Source organism: Nonomuraea sp. H19, assembly GCF_052068215.1.
Taxonomy (GTDB): domain Bacteria; phylum Actinomycetota; class Actinomycetes; order Streptosporangiales; family Streptosporangiaceae; genus Nonomuraea.
The window spans coordinates 249,356-266,971 of sequence record NZ_JBQHCV010000012.1; the positions used below are offsets into that span (position 1 = coordinate 249,356).

Sequence of the window (17,616 nt, forward strand, 5' to 3'; positions counted from 1 at the left end):
TCAGAGCCAGCCCATGCGCTGGGCGGTGCGGATGGCCTCCAGGCGGTTTTGCGCGTTGAGCTTGGTCATGGCGCTGGACAGGTAGTTGCGTACGGTGCCCTCCGTCAGGTGCAGCTCGCCGGCGATCCGCGCGATCGTGGCCCCGTCGCCGGCCAGCCGCAGCGCGTCGCGCTCGCGTTCGGTCAGCGGGCTGTCGCCGGCCGCCATCGCCGCGGCGGCGAGTTCCGCGTCCAGGTAGCGGCCGCCTCCCTGGACCTTGCGGATCGCCATGGCCAGCTCCTCGGCCGAGGCGTCCTTGCCGAGGAACCCGCTCACCCCCGCCGCCATGGCCCTGCGCAGGTAACCGGGGCGGCCCAGGCTGGTCAGGATGACGATCTTGCATTGGGAGCTGATCTGCTCGGCCGCGCTCAGGCCGTCCATTCCCGGCATCTCGATGTCGAGCACGGCCACGTCGGGCCGGTGTTCGGCCACGGCGGGCAGGACGGCGTCGCCCCTGCCCACCTGGGCCACGACCTCGATGCCGTCCTCGAGGTCCAGCAGGGCCGCGATGGCGCCGCGGATCAGGTGCTCGTCGTCGGCCAGCAGCACGCGGATGGTCATGCGGGCACCGCCGCGCGCAGCACGTAGCGGCCCTCACGAGTCGGCTCCGCGCGGAGGGTGCCGCCCGCCGCCCGCAGGCGGTCGGCCAGCCCCGCGAGCCCGTTGGGCGCATGCTCGCCCACAGGCCCGCTCACCCCGTCGTTGGACATCTCCAGCACCCCATTCTCGATCGTGATCGTGCAGCGTTCGGCCCTGCTGTGCTTGAGCACGTTCGTGGCGCCCTCGCGGACGACCGTGGCCAGCAGCGTGCGCGTCTCCGGCGTCAGTGACGCCGTGTCCGCGCGCACGGTGCAGCGCACGTCCGCCGCCTCCAGCACCGCCCGCACGCTGGCGAGCACCTCGTCCAGGTCGATGGCCCGGTAGTTCTGCACAGTGGTGCGCACCTCCCGTAACGACCGCCTGGACAGCTCGCGTACCGCGAACATCTCGGCCGCGGCCGCCGCGGGATCCGCGCGCAGGGCCTGCTCGGCGTGGGCCGTCCTGGTCGCGACGTCGGTGAGGCTCTGCCCGAGCAGGTCGTTGAGGTCGCGGGCGAAGCGCAGCCGCTCCTCCGAGACCGCCAGCCTGGCCAGTGCCTCCTCTCCCTCGTGCGCCTCCTTGGCGAGCTGCCAGAGCCGCAGGTTGGCCCACACGGCGCCGACGGAGACCACCGTGAAGAACGCCTGCATCAGCGGCAACAGCAGGATGACCGGGTCGAGCCCGGCGACCAGGCCGAGATAGAGGGTGATGACCGCGACCGACGTGACGGACAGGGCGATGGCGGTGCGCATGCGGACGAACGCCGTCATCAATCCCAGCCACGTCGGGATCGGCCAGACGAGCGGGAAGACGGACAGGACCGCGATGATCGCCCCGGACACCGCCAGGATCGCGGTAGGCCGCTTTCCGCCTCTGACGGCGATCCTGAACGGGCGCGTGCTCAGCACGTTGAAGACCAGCAGCAGCACGGCGCCGCCCACGGCTGCGGGCCACGGCATGCCCTGTTCCCAGCGGGCGTACAGCTCGACATAGCCCATGAGTGCGAACAGCAGGATGATGTCGGTGGAGTAGACGATCAGCCAGCGGACCTTGTCCAGCTTCGTCGCTCCCCGCAGCCGGTCGACGAGCCTGCCCATCACGCAGGCACCGCCGCACGCAGCAGGAACTCGCCCGCCGGGGTAGGCGCCGCGGAGAAGGAGCCGCCCGCCGTGGCCAGCCGCTCCGACAGGCCGCTCAGGCCGTTGCCGGGCGCCGCGGGCTGCCCGCGCACGCCGTCGTTGAGCATCTCCAGCACGCCTCCGTCGATGGTGATGGCGCAGCGCGTGGCGTTGCTGTGCTTGAGCACGTTCGTGCCGCCCTCCCGGACCGCCCACGCCAGCAGCGACCTGGCGGCCGGCGACAGGCCGTCGGCCCTGGCGTCGATGACGCAGCGGGTGCCCGCCGCCTCCAGCGCCGCGCGGACGCCGGCGAGCTCCTCCTCCAGGTCGAGTGCCTGGTAGCCGTGCACGGCCTGCTGCACCCTGGCCAGCGCGTCCCCGGCCAGCTCGCGCACTTCGGCCATCTCGCCCGCCGCTCGCCCCGCGTCCTTGGTCGACAGCTTGGCGGCCAGCTCGCTCTTCAGCGTGATCACCGACAGGCTGTGCCCGAGCAGGTCGTGCAGGTCGCGGGCGAAGCGAAGCCGCTCCTCGGTCACCGCCAGCCGCGCCTTGGCCTCCCTGCTGTTGTGCGCGTCCCTGATCATCCACCAGAGCCAGCGCCACAGCCGCATGGTCCCGATCAGGGTGGCCGTGGCGAGCGCGCTGCCGAGCAGGACGCCCTGCCACCCCTGGCCGGTCACCAGGGAGGTGTAGCCGGTGAACGCGGTCACGACGGCCGCCGAGAGCCAGGCCGTCGCTCGCAGCGGCAGGTAGAGCGAGGCGGCTGACAACCACAGAGGCTCCGGTTGCAGCAACACGCCCCTGGCGTACTCGTTGTACGGCATGAGCACCACGCAGCCCGCCGCGAACACCCCCGCGATCAGCAGTTTCAGTGTGGGGCGTGGCCGGCTGTCGAAGGACTCCCTGAGGAGTAAGGGGAAGAGCGCGTAGAAGCCGATCAGGCACGTGAGGGAGACCGCCGCGACCGCTGGGGAGATCGAGCCGTCCAGCACCGCCGCAACGATGATCACCACGGCGAACAGGGCCATGAACACGGTGAGCCCGTCCATCCAGTAGATCAGGAGTTTCCGCGCCGTGTCCGGACGAGCCACCATCGCCCCCTTCCCCGCTGACAGGAGCCCGCTAGGTCACGGAAATCCTATATTCAGGGCCGGATACCCCAAAGAATCCGCGCCACGTCCCGCGACGGGGTGACGCCGCGTAGTGACAGCCAGGCCAGCCCGTGGCGGGTGGCGTAGCCGGTCAGCGCGCGGGCGTCGGACTCGCTCAGGTCGCCCGCGCCGGCCAGGACGGGGGTCAGGGCGACGCGCGGCCACGCCTGCTCCGCGTCCGGCAGGTCCTGAGCCTGTGCGATCTGGTCCCTGGCCGCGTGGACGGCCGCCGCGAGCCTGCTCAGACGGCCCTCGGAAGCGGTGCGCGGCTCCACGGCGGCCAGCAGGTTGACGGCGCCGACTTCCGCGCCCGCCTGCCGGGTGGTGCGCAGCATCGCGACGTCGTCGTCGGCCAGCCCCGACGGTTTCAGCGGCAGCGTGAAGCTGACCCGCAGCGGCCGTTCGCGCTGCAAGGCGCGGATGGCCCGGGCCCTGCGCAGCACCGCGGCGTCGTCCTCGCTGTCGCGGATCTCGAAGTCGACGGCGGTGGCGTCGAACGCCCCGACCACCCTGCGATAGGCGGCGGCCAGGCCGCCCGGCCTGGTGCAGGTGACGGCCAGCTCCCGGCCGTCCGGGCCGCCCAAGACGGGCGCGGCGTCGCCGCCGAGCGCCCGGAGGCGGTCGATCCCGTCGGCCATCGGGTTGTCGCCGGGGTCGAGAGGGCCGGGGTGCGGGCCGGTCCACTCCGGTACGCAGCCGTCGGCGTCGCCCGCGACCAGGTGGCCGAGCGCGTAGTGCAGCACTCCGGTGCGGCGGGACTGGGCCGGCAGGTCGACATCGGGCTCCCCGGCGGTGTCGACGAAGCCCACGAAGGCGCCGCCCGGCACGGCCGCCACCGCCCGTGAGACGGCGGGGGAGTGCCGCGCGAGCGGCTTGGCCGGCTCCGGAGCGGCGGCGCCCGCGGGAAGCAGGCGGATCGCCACGGCGGTCGCGGCGGTGAGCGCGAGCGCCCCGAGGATCGCGAGAGGACGAGGGAGCATGCCAAGCTCCCTTCCGTGCCGTGGCATGTGACACCCCCAAAGAGAGCGGTACGTGGTCGGTCGGCTACGTACGGCACTTGCGGCGAACGTTAGCAAGCGTGCGCGGCACGGCGCGGCCCTTTTCCGCTTCACGTCCGTTGTGTGCGGATAATGGCGTCATGAAGCTGCGGATCTTCACCGAGCCCCAGCAGGGCGCGACATATGACGACCTGCTCGCAGTCGCCCAGGCCACCGAACGGCTGGGCTTCGACGCGTTCTTCCGGTCCGACCACTACCAGCGCATCGGCCCCGGCGACCCGGGACCGGGCTCGACCGACGCCTGGATCACCCTTGCCGGCCTGGCCAGGGAGACCTCGCGGATCCGGCTGGGCACCCTGGTCACGCCGGCCACGTTCCGGCTGCCCGGGCCGCTGGCGATCAGCGTGGCGCAGGTCGACCAGATGAGCGGCGGCCGGGCCGAGCTGGGCTTCGGCACCGGCTGGTACGACGGCGAGCACGCCGCGTACGGCATCCCGTTCCCGCCGACGGCCGAGCGGTTCGGGCGGTTCGAGGAGCAGCTCGAGATCATCACCGGCCTGTGGACGGCGGAGAAGTCGTACGCGTTCGAGGGCCGCTACTACCGGCTGGCCGACTCGCCCGCGCTGCCCAAGCCCGCGCAGTCGCCCAGGCCGCCGGTGATCATCGGCGGATTCGGCGCCAAGCGCACGCCCCGGCTCGCGGCCACGTACGCCGACGAGTACAACGTGCCGTTCCGCACTCTCGCCGACACTCGTGAGGCGTTCGCGCGGGTACGCGAAGCATGCGAGCAGACCGGGCGCAGCATCCGGCTGTCGGTGGCGCAGACCACCGTCGTGGGCGCCGACCGGGCGGAGGTCGAGCGGCGCGCGGCCGCCATCGGCGAGAACCCGGACACCATGTCCGCGGGCGGCCTGTGCGGCACTCCGGCGGAGGTCGTGGCGAAGATCGGCGAGTTCGCCGAGCTCGGCGCCGAGCGCGTCTACCTGCAGATCCTCGACCTCGGCGACCTCGAGCACCTGGAGCTGATCGCCGCCGAGGTGCTGCCGCACGTCTGAGTAATCGGTTGGCGGCGCTCGGCACGGTTACGGCAGACTTGGGACGTGCTGCTGACGATCACGACCACCGCGAGACCCGCCACCGATCTGGGCTTTCTCCTGCACAAGCATCCCGAGCGGGTGCAGGAGTTCAGCCAGTCGTCCGGCACGGCCACGGTGTTCTATCCGGAGGCGGGCGAGGAGCGCTGCACGGCGGCGCTGCTGCTGGAGGTCGACCCGATCGCGCTGGTCAGGTCCCGCGGCAAGAGCTCGCCCGACTTCAGTCTGTCGCAGTACGTCAACGACCGTCCCTACGCGGCCTCCTCGCTGCTGGCCGTGGCGCTGGGCGAGGTGTTCCGCACCGCGCGGGCCGGCCGCTGCAAGGCCAGGCCGGAGCTGCCCGGCAGGGCGCTGCCGCTGGAGCTGCGGCTGCCCGCGCTGCCCTGCCGGGGCGGGGCCGACCTGGCGCGGCGGCTGTTCTCGCCGCTCGGGTGGGCGGTCGACGCTGAGGCGTTACCGCTCGACGAAGGCTTTCCCGAGTGGGGTGAGTCGCGCTATGTCCGGCTCACCCTGCGCGGCACCTGCCGGCTGGCCGACGCGCTCAACCACCTCTACGTGCTGCTGCCGGTGCTCGACGACGGCAAGCACTACTGGATCGCGCCCGACGAGGTCGACAAGCTGATCAGGGCCGGCGAGGGCTGGCTGCACGGGCACCCGGAGCGCGGCCTGATCACCCGGCGCTATCTGGGGCGGCGCTCGGCGTTGGCCCGCACCGCGCTGGCCAGGCTGGCCGAACTGGGCGACGAGATGGAGGAGGAGCTGGAGCCGCCGGTCGCGGAGGAGGCCCCGGCCGAGGAGACCGCCGCCGACGAGGTGGCCGCCGCGGTGGACGCGAGCGAGGCCGGCGTGCCTGATGCCGCAGCCGTGGCGGACGGGAGCGAGGTGGGCGTGCCTGATGCCGCAGCCGTGGCGGATGGGAGCGAGGTGGGCGTGCCTGATGCCGCAGCCGTGGCGGACGGGAGCGAGGCGGGCGAGCCCAAGCCCAAGCCGCTCAGCGTCCAGCGGCGCGAGGCCGTGCTGGCCAAGCTGGCGGAGCTGGGCGCGGTCAGCGTGGTCGACCTGGGCTGCGGCCAGGGCGAGCTGGTCGGCGCGCTGCTGGCCAGGCCCAGGTTCGCCCGGGTCGCCGGCATGGACGTCTCCTCGATGGCGCTCACCATCGCCGCCCGCAAGCTGCGCCTCGACCGCATGCCCGACGCCAAGCGCGCCCGGCTCACCCTGTTCCAGGGCGCGCTCACCTACACCGACAAGCGGATCAAGGGCTATGACGCCGCCGTGCTCATGGAGGTGGTCGAGCACGTCGACCCGCCCCGCCTGGCCGCGCTCGAACGCGTCGTGTTCGGCCACGCCAGGCCGCAGCACGTGCTCGTCACCACCCCCAACATCGAGCACAACGTGCGCTACGAGTTCCTGACCGGCCTGCGCCACCCCGACCACCGCTTCGAGTGGACCCGCGCCGAGTTCGCCGCGTGGGCCACCAGGGTCGCCGGGGGTTACGGCTACCGAGTCGCGTTCGAGCCGGTCGGCGTTGACGACCCCGAGGTCGGCCCGCCCACCCAGATGGGAGTGTTCACCCGTGATCAGCCTTCCTGAGCTCTCCCTCGTGGTGCTCGTCGGCGTCTCCGGCAGCGGTAAGTCCACCTTCGCCAAGAAGCACTTCAAGCCCACGCAGGTCATCTCCTCCGACTTCTGCCGCGGCCTGGTCGCCGACGACGAGAACGACCAGTCGGCCACCCCGGCGGCGTTCGACCTGCTGCACCACATCGTCGGCGTGCGCCTGGCCAGAGGGCTGCGCACCGTGGTCGACGCCACCAACGTCCAGTACGCCGCCCGCAAGAGCCTCATCGACCTGGCCAGGAAGCACGACGTGCTCGCCGACGCGATCGTGCTGGACGTGCCGGAGGAGGTGGCCATCGAGCGCAACGCGGCCCGGTCCGACCGCGACTTCGGCCGCGGCGTGGTGATCCGCCAGCGCAAGGACCTGCGCCGCTCGCTCGGCAAGATCTCCGGCGACGGGTTCAGGAAGGTCCACGTGCTGCGCGGGCTCGACGCGATCGACAACGCGGAGATCACGTACGAGAAGGCATGGTCCGACAGGACCGAGCTGACCGGGCCGTTCGACATCATCGGCGACGTGCACGGCTGCCGCGCCGAGCTGGAGACGCTGCTCACGAGGCTCGGCTGGGAGGGCGTCAGGCACCCCGAGGGCCGTACCGCGGTGTTCGTCGGCGACCTGGTGGACCGCGGCCCCGACACGCCGGGCGTGCTGCGCCTGGTGATGGACATGGTCGAGGCGGGCACCGCGATCTGCGTGGCGGGCAACCACGAGCAGAAGCTGGTGCGCGCGCTGAACGGCCGCGACGTCAAGGTCGGCCACGGCCTGCGGGAATCGCTCGACCAGCTCGCCGCCGAGCCGCCCGAGTTCGTCGAGCGGGCCAGGACGTTCATGGACGGCCTGCTCAGCCACTACCGGCTGGACGACGGCCGGCTCGTCGTCGCGCACGCCGGACTCAAGGAGGCCTACCACGGGCGCGCCTCCAAGCGGGTACGCGCCTTCGCCCTCTACGGCGACACGACCGGCGAGACCGACGAGTACGGCCTGCCGATCCGCTACCCGTGGGCCGAGGAATACCGCGGCCGCGCCATGGTCGTCTACGGCCACACGCCCACGGTCAAGCCCGAGTGGATCAACAACACGATCTGCCTCGACACCGGGTGCGTGTTCGGCGGCCACCTGACCGCCCTGCGCTACCCCGAACGCGAGATCGTCCAGGTCCCCGCGGAGAAGATCTGGTACGAGCCGGCCAAGCCGCTCGGCGCCGGCGCCGTCCGCGACCCCGGCATGCTCGACATCAACGACGTGATCGGCACCCGGCACGTCGAGACCAGGTTCGGCGCCCGGGTCAAGGTCCTTCAGGAGAACGCGGCCGCCGCGCTCGAGGTCATGAGCCGGTTCGCGGTGGACCCGCGCTGGCTGGTCTACCTGCCGCCCACCATGGCCCCGCCGGAGACCTCCAAGCTCGACGGCTACCTGGAGCACCCGCACGAGGCGTTCGAGGAGTTCGCCGCCGCCGGGGTGCGCGAGGTCGTGTGCGAGGAGAAGCACATGGGCTCGCGCGCCGTCGCCGTCCTCGCCAGGACGCCCGAGGTGGCCGCGGCCAGGTTCGGCGTGGCCGACGGCAGCGCGGGCGCCGTCTACACCCGCACCGGGCGGCCGTTCTTCGCCGACACCGGGCCGCTCGTCGAGCGGCTGCGCGTGGCTTGCGAGCCGTTGTGGGCCGAGCTCGGCTCCGACTGGGTGGTGCTCGACTGCGAGCTGCTGCCCTGGTCGGCGAAGGCCGGCGAGCTGATCAGAAGCCAGTACGCATCCGTCGGCGCGGCCGCCCGCGCCGCGCTGCCCGAGGCGATCTCGGCTCTTGAGGCGGCGGCCGGGCGCGGGCTGGATGTGGGCGATCTGCTTCTTCGCACCCGCCGCCGCTCCCACAACGCTGCCCTGTTCCGCGACGCCTATGCCCGTTACTGCTGGCCGGTCGACGGGATCGAGGGGATCAAGGTGGCGCCGTTCCAGATCCTGGCCTGCGAGGGGCGGGCCACGGCGCTGGAGCCGCACGCCTGGCACCTGTCCACGCTGGCGCTGCTCGACTCCCCGCTGATCGCCAGGACCGAGCACGTGTTCGTCACGCTCGACGCGCCCGAGTCCAGGGCCGCGGCGACCGCCTGGTGGGAGTCGATGACGGCCGCGGGCGGCGAAGGCATGGTGGTCAAGCCCGCCGCGTACGCGCCCGGCCGGGTGCAGCCAGGGGTCAAGGTCCGCGGCCGCGAATACCTGCGGATCATCTACGGGCCCGACTACACCGAGTCGCTCGACGTGCTGCGCAGGCGCTTCCTGGGCAAGAAGCGCTCGCTGGCGCTGCGCGAATACGCGCTGGGCCTGGAGGCGCTGGCGCGGCTGGCGGACGGTGAGGCGGCCTGGCGGGTCCACGAGCCGGTCTTCGCCGTGCTGGCCCTGGAGTCGGAGCCGGTCGACCCGCGCCTTTGAGTAAAGCTTCGGTAAAGCGCCCCTGTTCGGACACGGCCTGAGGGTACGCGCGCCGATCCGGGGAAAGGACCGGCATGGCCGCCACTCAGTTCACCCGTCACGAGCCCTTGGGACACGTCGTGTTCATCACGGCGGCCGCGGCCATCGGCGGGTTCCTGTTCGGGTACGACAGCTCCGTCATCAACGGCGCGGTCGTCGGGATCCAGCGGCACTTCGGGGCGGGGTCGTTCGAGATCGGGTTCGTGGTGGCCATCGCGCTGCTGGGCTCCGCCGTGGGGGCCTGGGCGGGCGGCGGGCTGGCGGACCGGTGGGGGCGCACTCGGTCCATGCAGGTGGCGGCGCTGCTGTTCGCGGTCAGCTCGATCGGTCAGATGCTGCCGTTCGGCATCTGGGACCTCGCGGGCTGGCGGGTGATGGCGGGCTTCGCGATCGGCATGGCGTCGGTGCTCGGCCCCGCGTACATCGCCGAGGTCGCGCCACCGGCCTACCGCGGCCGGCTGGGCTCGTTCCAGCAGCTGGCCATCGTGCTCGGCATCGCGGTCTCGCAACTGGTCAACTACGTGATCGCGCGCCTGGCCGGCGGCGCGGTCAACAACCTCCTGGGGCCGCTGCAGGCCTGGCAGTGGATGCTGGGCGCCTGCGTGGTGCCGGCCCTGCTGTATCTGGTGTTCGCGCTGAGCATCCCCGAGTCGCCGCGCTACCTGATCATGTCGGGACGCACCAGGCGGGCCCGCGAGGTGCTGGCCGAGGTCGAGGGCGGCGACGTGGACCTCGACGCGCGGATCTCGGAAATCCAGCACGTGCTCCGCACCGAACGCGTGCCCGGGCTGAGGGACCTGCGCGGCAAGGCCCTGGGGCTGCTGCCGATCGTCTGGATCGGCATCATCCTGTCGGTCTTCCAGCAACTGGTCGGCATCAACGTGATCTTCTACTACTCGACCGTGCTGTGGCAGTCGGTCGGCGTCAACCAGAGCGACTCGCTGCTGATCAGCTTCTCCAGCTCGATCATCAACATCATCGGCACGTTCATCGCGATCTCGCTGGTCGACAAGATCGGCCGCCGGCCGCTGCTCATGATCGGCTCGGCCGGGATGGCGATCTCGCTGGGCACCGCGGCATGGGCGTTCAGCGCGGCCAGGACGGCGAACGGCGCGGTCTCACTGCCCGACCCGCAGGGGCCGGTCGCGCTCGTCGCCGCCAACGCGTTCGTGCTGTTCTTCGCGCTGTCGTGGGGCGTGGTGGTCTGGGTGCTGCTCGGCGAGATGTTCCCCAACCGCATCCGCGCCGCCGCCCTGGGCGTGGCGGCCGCGGCCCAGTGGATCGCCAACTGGGCGATCACGGTGTCGTTCCCGCCCCTGGGCGCGTGGAACCTGTCCCTGACGTACGCCGGGTACGCGCTGTGCGCGGCGGTGTCGTTCCTGTTCGTCGCGAAATGGGTCAAGGAGACCAAGGGCCGCAAGCTCGAAGAGATGGGTTAGCGTCGGCTCTGTCCGGCTTCACGCCGCTCCTGCTCTCGGCCGCCGAGTAGCACCTGCTGCCCTCGTACGGGGCCTTCCTGCGGCCCGAGGCGCGGATCGGGCCGCAGGAAGGGACTGTGGGCGAGATGAGCCGCCTGCGCGCCTCACCCGGGCAGGACTACTTGGCGGCGAAGTCCTGGGTCCAGTAGATGCGGCCCTGGGAGTTCTTGGCCGCGCCGACGCCGATCAGGGTGAACTTGCAGTTCATGATGTTGGCGCGGTGACCGGAGCTGTTCATCCAGCCCTGGACGACCGAGGCGGCGGACGGCTGGCCGAAGGCGATGTTCTCCGCCCAGGCCGAGCCCCCTGTGAATCCGGCCGCCTTGATGCGGTCCATGAAGGTGCGGCCGTCCTGGGAGTCGTGGTCGAAGTAGTTGTTCTTCGCCATGTCATCGGAGTGGCCGAAGGCGGCGGCGCGTAGCTGCGCGTCGTGCTTGAGCGGCTGGCAGCCGCCCTTGGCCCGCTCGGCGTTGGTCAGGCGGACGACCTCGTTCTCCTCGGCCGTGCCGACCGTTCCCGACGACGGCGGTGGCGTCGTGCTGGTGGGGGACGGCGAGGCGGTGGGCGTGGCGGTGGGCGTGGGGGTGCCGCCCGGGGAGCAGGACAGCCGGGCCGCCTTGGACGTGACGGCGCGGCCGCGGTAGTCGGTGGCGACCGCGTAGTAGGTGCCGGGCGCGCACGGGAGGGCGAGGGTGATGCGGCCGTTCCTGGTGGCCCCGCTCTTGACGACCGGGTCGCGGCCCGGGACGGCCCGCTTGATGCGGATGCGCAGCAGCGCGGGGCTGGAGCAGCCGCGGCGGGCGGCGAACGACTCTATTTTGAGTGCGCCGCTGAGCCGCGGCTTGGCCACGCTCACGCGGCAGGCCGTCGTGTCCGCCGCGGTCGCGGCCTCGGCCGCGGTGATCGGCGTGCAGATGGCCGCGGCGCTCACGAGCCCGGCGAGTACCCCTAGGGGTCTACGCATAGAAGGTTTCCTCCAGTTGCGGTAGACGCTGGATGGCTCCGCATTCTGTCGGGACCGCAACCCATTTGTCATGAAATTCCAGACATTTCTGTGATGCGGCGGTAAACCAAAGTGATCACTGAGGCGTCTGGGGCACACTCGCCGTCTCCTCCGCCGCTCGCCGCCTGCCGTGTCGCGGGCATCGTCGTCCCGCATGCCGGAGCCGGGGCCGGGGCGTCGCGTCGCGAAGCCGGCAGTTGAACCGGTTAGTCGACAGGACGCGGCCCCCCGCCGCATCGTCCCTGGATGCGCCACATCCGCGCCCTCGTAAGCGGTCCCGGTACGCACGTCTCGAAAGCGTCACGGCTATTGACGGCGCAGACATACGGAATTTACGTTCGCGGTACTTATCCGGTTCAGCGGGTCCCGTGACCTGCGTTTCTGAAGAGTGATCGCTCACCGGTCTCACAGGCGGGAGCGTGCTTGCGTCATGGCTGGGAGCGCTCCCAAGGGAGGCTCCGCGAGCGGCGCGGGCCCGTCCGAGCCCGGCCCATTCGGGGGTGTCTAGCACACGTGCGAACCTCCGCGCCGGGCGCGGAGGGAAGGAGAGAAGCGATGCGTAACCGGGCTCGGATCATGATTCCGCTCCTGGCGGCGGGCCTGCTCGCCGCGGCCTGCACCGGCGGCGGATCCACGCCGGCCCCGCCGGCCTCACCAGCGCAGAGCCAGGGCGCGGTGGCCAGCGCCAACCCCGATCAGCTGCCACGCAACGAGACCCTCTACACCACGGGAACCCAGTGGGGACCGCCGGCCAACTTCAACCCCATCAGGGAGTGGGACTCGGCCGTCGGCACCAAGGGCCTGGTGTACGAGACCATGTTCCATTACGACACGAACGCGGCCAAGCTGGTGCCGTGGCTGGCCGCCAGCGGCGCGTGGATCGACGACACCACCTATGAGGTCAAGCTGCGCCCCGGGATCAAGTGGGCCGACGGCCAGCCGTTCACCGCCAAGGACGTCGTCTTCTCCTTCGAGCTCGGCAAGATGGAGACGATCCCGTACCACGACCTGTGGAACTGGCTGAAGAACGCCGAGGCCGTCGACGACCAGACCGTGAAGTTCACCTTCTCCAAGGCCAACTACCAGCAGTGGGACTTCAATCTCTACAGCCGCTCGATCGTCCCCGAGCACATCTGGAAGGGCCGGACGGAGAAGGAGGTCCTCGACGGCGTCAACGAGAACCCGGTCGGCACGGGCGCGTACACGTTCATGAGCAAGGACCAGGATCGCGTGGTGCTGCAGCGGCGCGACGACTGGTGGGGCAAGACGGCGCTCAACATGGAGCCCAAGCCGCGCTACATCGTCGACATCGCCACCCCGAGCAACGAGGTCGCGATGGGCCTGCTGCTGCAGAAGGGCCTGGACCTCAGCAACAACTTCCTGCCCGGCGTGGCCAACCTGGTCCAAGGCAACTTCGGTCTGACGACCTACTACAGCGAGCCTCCGTACATGCTGTCGGCCAACACCGCGTGGCTGGTGCCCAACACGACCAAGAAGCCGATGGACGACCCCGCCTTCCGCAAGGCGCTGGCCTCCTCGATCGACGTCAAGAAGATCGTCGAAGGCGTGTACGGCAACCTCGTCAAGGCCGCGAGCCCGACCGGCCTGCTGCCGCAGTGGGACAAGTTCGTGGACCAGAACGTGGTCGCCAAGTCCGGCTTCGCTTTCGACGCCGCCAAGGCCAAGAAGCTGCTGGCGGATGCCGGTTACAAGGACGGCGACGGCGACGGGTTCGTGGAGAACAAGGACGGCTCCAAGATCAGCCTGACCCTCATCGTGCCGTCCGGCTGGACCGACTGGATGGAGTCGGCCAGGTCCATCGCGGCCAGCGCCAAGACCGCCGGCATCCAGATCACCCCGGACTTCCCCGACTTCAACGCCCTGGTCGAGAAGCGCACCAAGGGCGACTTCGACCTGCTGATCAACAACGAGCGGCAGCTGTCGAACTCGCCGTACACCTACTACGAGTACATGTTCCAGCTCCCGATCCAGAAGCAGCAGAACACCGTCAACTTCGCCCGCTACGAGAACAAGCAGGCCTGGGCTCTCGTCCAGCAGCTCGACCAGGTCAAGACCGACGACGTCGCGAGCATGACCAAGGTCATCTCCCAGCTCCAGCAGATCCATCTCGACGACATGCCGGTCATCCCGCTCTGGTACAACGGCCTGTGGGCGCAGGCCGGCACCAGCGTGTGGAAGAACTGGCCGGCCGCGGCGGGCAGCGCCCCCAAGACCGGCGCCGTCATGTGGCGTAACTGGCTCGAACTCGGCGGTTTCGAGACGCTCACCCAGCTCCAGCCCTCCGGCTCGTGACCTCCTGACCGAACTCGCCATCCCCCGTCCCGCGAGCAGGGGCGGGGGCCTTCACGGAGAAAGATCACGTGCGTCGATATTTCGGCAGGAAACTCCTCATCTACGGATTGACCTTCTTCGTCGCCGTCACGGTCAACTGGATGATCCCGCGCTTCATGCCGGGCGACCCGGTCGCCAGCATGGTCGCGCGGGCCAACGTCACCAAGCCAGAGGCCGTGGAGGCGATGCGGGCCTACTACAACAACCTGTTCGGGCTGGACCAGCCGCTGCTGCAGCAGTACGCCAACTTCTGGGCCGCGCTGCTGCGGGGCGACTTCGGGGTCAGCATCTGGCTGTTCCCGACCCCGGTCAGCACCGTGATCGGCGGCGCGGTGCCGTACACGCTGGGGCTGGTCATCCCGTCGGTGCTGCTGAGCTGGGTGGTGGGCAACCGGTTCGGCGCGTACGCCGCCCGCCGCAAGCTCCTCGACAACACCGTCCTGCCGGTCGGGTACGTGCTGACCGCGATGCCGTACATGTGGCTGGCGGTGCTCCTGGCCTGGGCGCTCGGCGTGATCGCGGGACTCTTCCCGGTCGCCGGCGGCTACAGCTTCTCGATGCGGCCGAACTGGTCGTGGACGTTCCTGCTCGACCTGTTGCACCACTGGACGCTGCCGTTCCTGTCGCTGTTCCTGGTGGCGCTGGGCGGCTGGGCGATCGGCATGCGCAACATGATCATCTATGAGCTGGAGTCCGACTACTCCACCTACCTGTCGGCGCTCGGCGCCCCCGCCCGGCTCATCCGCAGGTACGCCTTCCGCAACGCCGTCCTGCCCCAGATCACCGGCCTGGCCCTGCAACTGGGCGTGCTGATCGCCGGGGCGCTGGTCACCGAGATCGTCTTCGCCTATCCGGGCCTGGGCAGCCTCATCCTCAAGGCCATCCAGAACAAGGACTTCTTCCTCCTGCAGGGCACGTTCCTGTTCATCGTGCTCGGCGTGCTGATCGCCAACTTCATCATCGACATCGTCTACGTCGTGGTCGATCCGCGGACCAGGGCGGGAATGGCGGGTGCGCAGGCATGACGGCACTTCAGGAAGTCGCCCCGCGCGAGCGGGAAGGCGTGCGGCGCGAGGCGATCTACTTCGCGGTGCGCAACGGCAAGCTGATGACCGGCCTCGGCATCGTGCTCGCCCTGCTCCTGCTGGGCCTGATCGGCCCGCTGTTCGTGGACGCCGCGCCCAACGAGTACGGCACCCGCCCCATGAGCCCGCCGAGCGCCGAGCACTGGCTCGGCACGACCACCTTCGGCCAGGACATCTTCGCCCAGTTCGTGCACGGCCTGCGCAGCACCTTCGCCGTCGGTGTGATCGGCGGCGGCATCGCGGCGGTCATCGGCATGATCATCGGCTTCGTGGCCGGCTATCTGGGCGGCATCGTCGACGAGGTGCTCAACATGCTGACCAACATCATCCTGGTCATCCCCACCCTGGCCGTGCTGCTGATCATCAATGCGTACCTCGGCATCAGGAGCGTGGCCGTGCAGGGCCTGTTCATCGGGCTGACGCAGTGGCCGTGGGCGGCGCGGGCGATCAGGGCGCAGACGTTCTCGCTGCGTACCCGCGAGTTCGTGGACCTGGCCAGGATGAGCGGCTCGGGCACCTGGCGGGTCATCACCAGGGAGATCGCGCCGAACATGAGCTCCTACCTGTTCATGACGTTCATCCTGCTGTTCGGCGGCTCCGTCCTCATCGCCTCCTCGCTGGACTTCATCGGCCTCGGTCCCACCGAGGGGGTCTCCCTGGGGCTGATGCTGCAGAACGCCAACCAGTGGAGCGCGCTCCAGCTCGGCCTCTGGTGGTGGTTCGTCCCGCCGGGCGCGGCCATCACCGCCATCGTGGGCGCCCTCTACGTGGCCAACGTCGGCCTCGACGAGGTTTTCAACCCGAAACTGAGGGAGACATGAGTCTGCAGGTCAGCGAGCTGAAGGTCTACTACAGGACGCTGAAGGGCGAGGTCCGCGCCCTGGACGGGATGTCCTTCGAGCTGGCCGACGGCGAGATCCTCGGCCTGGTCGGCGAGTCCGGCTGCGGCAAGAGCACGCTGGGCAAGAGCCTCATCCGCATGGACGGCCGCATGCGCCACATCGGCGGCCGGGTCGTGCTCGACGGCCGGGAGCTCCCCATCGCCGACGACCGGGCGATGAACGACTTCCGCTTCAAAGAGGTCTCCCTCATCCCGCAGTACGCCATGAGCGCGCTCAACCCCACCCGCAAGATCCGCAAGATGGTCGGCGAGCTGCTCAAATCCCGCGGCGCGAGCCTGGACACCGCCGAGCTGGAGCGCCGGATGGACCAGGTCGGCCTGCCCCGCGAGGTGCTCGACCGCTACCCGATCGAGCTGTCCGGCGGCATGAAGCAGCGCATGGTGATGGTCATCTCCACGCTGCTCGACCCGTCCCTGCTGATCGCCGACGAGGTCACCTCCGCGCTCGACGTCTCCACCCAGAAGGCCGTCGCCCGTGCCCTGCTGGGCTTCCGCGACAGCGGCTACGTCAAGAGCATGATCTTCGTCACCCACGACATCGCGCTCACCCACCACATCGCCGACGCCATCATGGTCATGTACGCGGGCAAGCTCGCCGAGAAGGCGCCCGCCGACGTGATCGTCAAGGCGCCGCGGCACCCGTACACGAGGCTGCTCATCGACTCCCTGCCCGAGGTCGGGGTCCGCCACGCCGACCGGCGCCTGGAGGGCATCGCCGGCAGCCCGCCGTCCCTGCTCGACCCGCCGGCCGGCTGCCGCTTCCGCGACCGCTGCCCGATCGCGGGGGAGGAATGCGCGCAGGATCCGCCCGCGGTCGAGATCGCGCCCGCCCACCACGTCGCCTGCTGGAAGGCATGATGCTCACACTCCACGACGTCACCAAGGAATTCAGGATCGGCGCCTTCGGCGGCAAGAGCGTCACGGCCGTGCGGAACGTCAGCTTCGACGTCGTGCCCGGCGAGGTCGTCTCCCTGATCGGGGAGAGCGGCAGCGGCAAGAGCACGATCGGCCGCATGATCCTCGGCCTGAACCCGGTCACCAGCGGCTCGATCACCGTCGACGGCCTGCCGGTACGCGCCGGCAAGGAGTACTATCGCCGCATCCAGGGGATCTTCCAGGACCCGTTCAGCTCGTTCAACCCGGTGTTCAAGGCCGACCGGGTGTTCGCCATGATCAAGGACTCCTACTACCCGGCCGTCCCCAAGCCGGAGTGGGCCCAGCGGGTCCACGCGGCCCTGCGCGACGTGCGGCTCAACCCCGGCCAGGTGCTCGGCAAATACCCGCACCAGCTCAGCGGCGGCCAGCTGCAGCGCCTGCTCATCGCCCGCGCCCTGCTGCTGGACATCAAGCTGCTGGTGGCCGACGAGATCACCAGCATGCTGGACGCCTCCACCCGCATCGACGTGCTCAACCTGCTGGCCGAACTGAAGTCCAGGGGCCTCGGCGTGCTGTACATCACGCACGACCTGTCACTCGGCAACTACCTCGCCGAGCGCACGGTGGTGCTGCGCAAGGGCGGCGTGGTCGAGATGGGCCTGACGGACAAGGTCTTCGGCGACCCGCTGCACCCCTACACGCGCGAGCTGCTGTCCGCGGTGCCGCGCCTGCACCAGGCCTGGGACGACGCCGCGCCCGTCGGCACCTGCCTCTACCACGAGCGCGGCGCCACCGAGGGCCTGATCGAGGCCGAACCCGGCCATTTCGTGGCCTGCGCCCAGCTCGAAAACTGCTGAAGGAGACCTA

At 70.3% G+C, this 17,616-nt stretch carries 14 protein-coding genes; 9 read left to right on the forward strand and 5 right to left on the reverse strand.

Going from position 1 to position 17,616, the window contains the following annotated elements:
* The 4 genes from ACTMTI_RS27255 to ACTMTI_RS27270 are packed head-to-tail and all read right to left on the reverse strand — an operon-like array spanning window position 1 to window position 3,867.
* Window positions 1-600 (reverse strand): response regulator transcription factor, encoded by a 600-nt coding sequence (locus ACTMTI_RS27255; RefSeq protein WP_441123367.1) that lies wholly within the window; start codon window positions 598-600, stop codon window positions 1-3.
* A complete protein-coding gene (locus tag ACTMTI_RS27260; protein WP_441123368.1) occupies window positions 597-1,715 on the reverse strand; it encodes a sensor histidine kinase in 1,119 nt (372 codons plus the stop codon). The genes ACTMTI_RS27255 and ACTMTI_RS27260 overlap by 4 nt, the downstream gene beginning before the upstream one ends.
* Window positions 1,715-2,830: a sensor histidine kinase gene (locus ACTMTI_RS27265; protein WP_441123369.1), complete on the reverse strand. Its 1,116-nt coding sequence runs from the start codon at window positions 2,828-2,830 to the stop codon at window positions 1,715-1,717. The genes ACTMTI_RS27260 and ACTMTI_RS27265 overlap by 1 nt, the downstream gene beginning before the upstream one ends.
* A gap of 50 nt (window positions 2,831-2,880) precedes the next feature.
* Window positions 2,881-3,867 (reverse strand): hypothetical protein, encoded by a 987-nt coding sequence (locus ACTMTI_RS27270; RefSeq protein WP_441123370.1) that lies wholly within the window; start codon window positions 3,865-3,867, stop codon window positions 2,881-2,883.
* Between the two features lie 158 nt (window positions 3,868-4,025).
* Between ACTMTI_RS27270 and ACTMTI_RS27275 the strand changes: the two genes are divergently transcribed.
* The 4 genes from ACTMTI_RS27275 to ACTMTI_RS27290 all read left to right on the forward strand — a co-directional run bounded on the left by ACTMTI_RS27275 (window position 4,026) and on the right by ACTMTI_RS27290 (window position 10,493).
* Entirely contained in the window at window positions 4,026-4,940 is a 915-nt protein-coding gene (locus ACTMTI_RS27275; RefSeq protein ID WP_441123371.1) for an LLM class F420-dependent oxidoreductase, read from the forward strand.
* Window positions 4,941-4,985: 45 nt separating this feature from the next.
* Complete coding sequence (locus ACTMTI_RS27280) at window positions 4,986-6,569, forward strand: 3' terminal RNA ribose 2'-O-methyltransferase Hen1 (RefSeq protein WP_441123372.1); 1,584 nt, start codon at window positions 4,986-4,988, stop codon at window positions 6,567-6,569.
* Entirely contained in the window at window positions 6,553-9,015 is a 2,463-nt protein-coding gene (locus ACTMTI_RS27285) for a polynucleotide kinase-phosphatase (RefSeq protein ID WP_441123373.1), read from the forward strand. Before ACTMTI_RS27280 ends, ACTMTI_RS27285 begins: the two co-directional genes overlap by 17 nt.
* A 74-nt stretch (window positions 9,016-9,089) precedes the next feature.
* The gene (locus ACTMTI_RS27290) at window positions 9,090-10,493 is read left to right on the forward strand and encodes a sugar porter family MFS transporter (protein ID WP_441123374.1); all 1,404 of its coding nucleotides are present in this window, start codon (window positions 9,090-9,092) and stop codon (window positions 10,491-10,493) included.
* 157 nt (window positions 10,494-10,650) lie between these two features.
* Here the strand turns inward: ACTMTI_RS27290 and ACTMTI_RS27295 are convergent, their stop codons facing one another.
* On the reverse strand, window positions 10,651-11,496 hold the full coding sequence (locus tag ACTMTI_RS27295; RefSeq protein WP_441123375.1) for a CAP domain-containing protein: 846 nt from the start codon (window positions 11,494-11,496) through the stop codon (window positions 10,651-10,653).
* A 594-nt stretch (window positions 11,497-12,090) separates the two neighbouring features.
* Between ACTMTI_RS27295 and ACTMTI_RS27300 the strand changes: the two genes are divergently transcribed.
* From ACTMTI_RS27300 to ACTMTI_RS27320, 5 genes are all read left to right on the forward strand, one after another.
* Window positions 12,091-13,848 carry an ABC transporter substrate-binding protein gene (locus ACTMTI_RS27300; RefSeq protein WP_441123376.1) on the forward strand — a complete coding sequence of 586 codons (1,758 nt, stop codon included), beginning with the start codon at window positions 12,091-12,093 and terminating at the stop codon, window positions 13,846-13,848.
* Between the two features lie 68 nt (window positions 13,849-13,916).
* Window positions 13,917-14,912 carry an ABC transporter permease gene (locus ACTMTI_RS27305; RefSeq protein WP_441123377.1) on the forward strand — a complete coding sequence of 332 codons (996 nt, stop codon included), beginning with the start codon at window positions 13,917-13,919 and terminating at the stop codon, window positions 14,910-14,912.
* Window positions 14,909-15,793 (forward strand): ABC transporter permease, encoded by an 885-nt coding sequence (locus ACTMTI_RS27310; protein WP_441123378.1) that lies wholly within the window; start codon window positions 14,909-14,911, stop codon window positions 15,791-15,793. The genes ACTMTI_RS27305 and ACTMTI_RS27310 overlap by 4 nt, the downstream gene beginning before the upstream one ends.
* Window positions 15,790-16,731: an ABC transporter ATP-binding protein gene (locus ACTMTI_RS27315; RefSeq protein WP_441123379.1), complete on the forward strand. Its 942-nt coding sequence runs from the start codon at window positions 15,790-15,792 to the stop codon at window positions 16,729-16,731. Before ACTMTI_RS27310 ends, ACTMTI_RS27315 begins: the two co-directional genes overlap by 4 nt.
* On the forward strand, window positions 16,731-17,606 hold the full coding sequence (locus ACTMTI_RS27320; RefSeq protein WP_441123436.1) for an ATP-binding cassette domain-containing protein: 876 nt from the start codon (window positions 16,731-16,733) through the stop codon (window positions 17,604-17,606). Before ACTMTI_RS27315 ends, ACTMTI_RS27320 begins: the two co-directional genes overlap by 1 nt.
* Window positions 17,607-17,616 lie beyond the last annotated feature (10 nt).

What these genes read in the sequence shown, in the direction of transcription:
- ACTMTI_RS27315 (WP_441123379.1), top strand. Translation starts at nt 15,790, where the DNA reads ATGAGTCTGCAGGTCAGCGAGCTGAAGGTCTACTACAGGACGCTGAAG.
- ACTMTI_RS27275 (WP_441123371.1), top strand. Translation starts at nt 4,026, where the DNA reads ATGAAGCTGCGGATCTTCACCGAGCCCCAGCAGGGCGCGACATATGAC.
- ACTMTI_RS27265 (WP_441123369.1), bottom strand. Translation starts at nt 2,830, where the DNA reads ATGGTGGCTCGTCCGGACACGGCGCGGAAACTCCTGATCTACTGGATG.
- ACTMTI_RS27295 (WP_441123375.1), bottom strand. Translation starts at nt 11,496, where the DNA reads ATGCGTAGACCCCTAGGGGTACTCGCCGGGCTCGTGAGCGCCGCGGCC.
- ACTMTI_RS27270 (WP_441123370.1), bottom strand. Translation starts at nt 3,867, where the DNA reads ATGCTCCCTCGTCCTCTCGCGATCCTCGGGGCGCTCGCGCTCACCGCC.
- ACTMTI_RS27290 (WP_441123374.1), top strand. Translation starts at nt 9,090, where the DNA reads ATGGCCGCCACTCAGTTCACCCGTCACGAGCCCTTGGGACACGTCGTG.
- ACTMTI_RS27255 (WP_441123367.1), bottom strand. Translation starts at nt 600, where the DNA reads ATGACCATCCGCGTGCTGCTGGCCGACGACGAGCACCTGATCCGCGGC.
- ACTMTI_RS27320 (WP_441123436.1), top strand. Translation starts at nt 16,731, where the DNA reads ATGCTCACACTCCACGACGTCACCAAGGAATTCAGGATCGGCGCCTTC.
- ACTMTI_RS27260 (WP_441123368.1), bottom strand. Translation starts at nt 1,715, where the DNA reads ATGGGCAGGCTCGTCGACCGGCTGCGGGGAGCGACGAAGCTGGACAAG.
- ACTMTI_RS27300 (WP_441123376.1), top strand. Translation starts at nt 12,091, where the DNA reads ATGCGTAACCGGGCTCGGATCATGATTCCGCTCCTGGCGGCGGGCCTG.
- ACTMTI_RS27310 (WP_441123378.1), top strand. Translation starts at nt 14,909, where the DNA reads ATGACGGCACTTCAGGAAGTCGCCCCGCGCGAGCGGGAAGGCGTGCGG.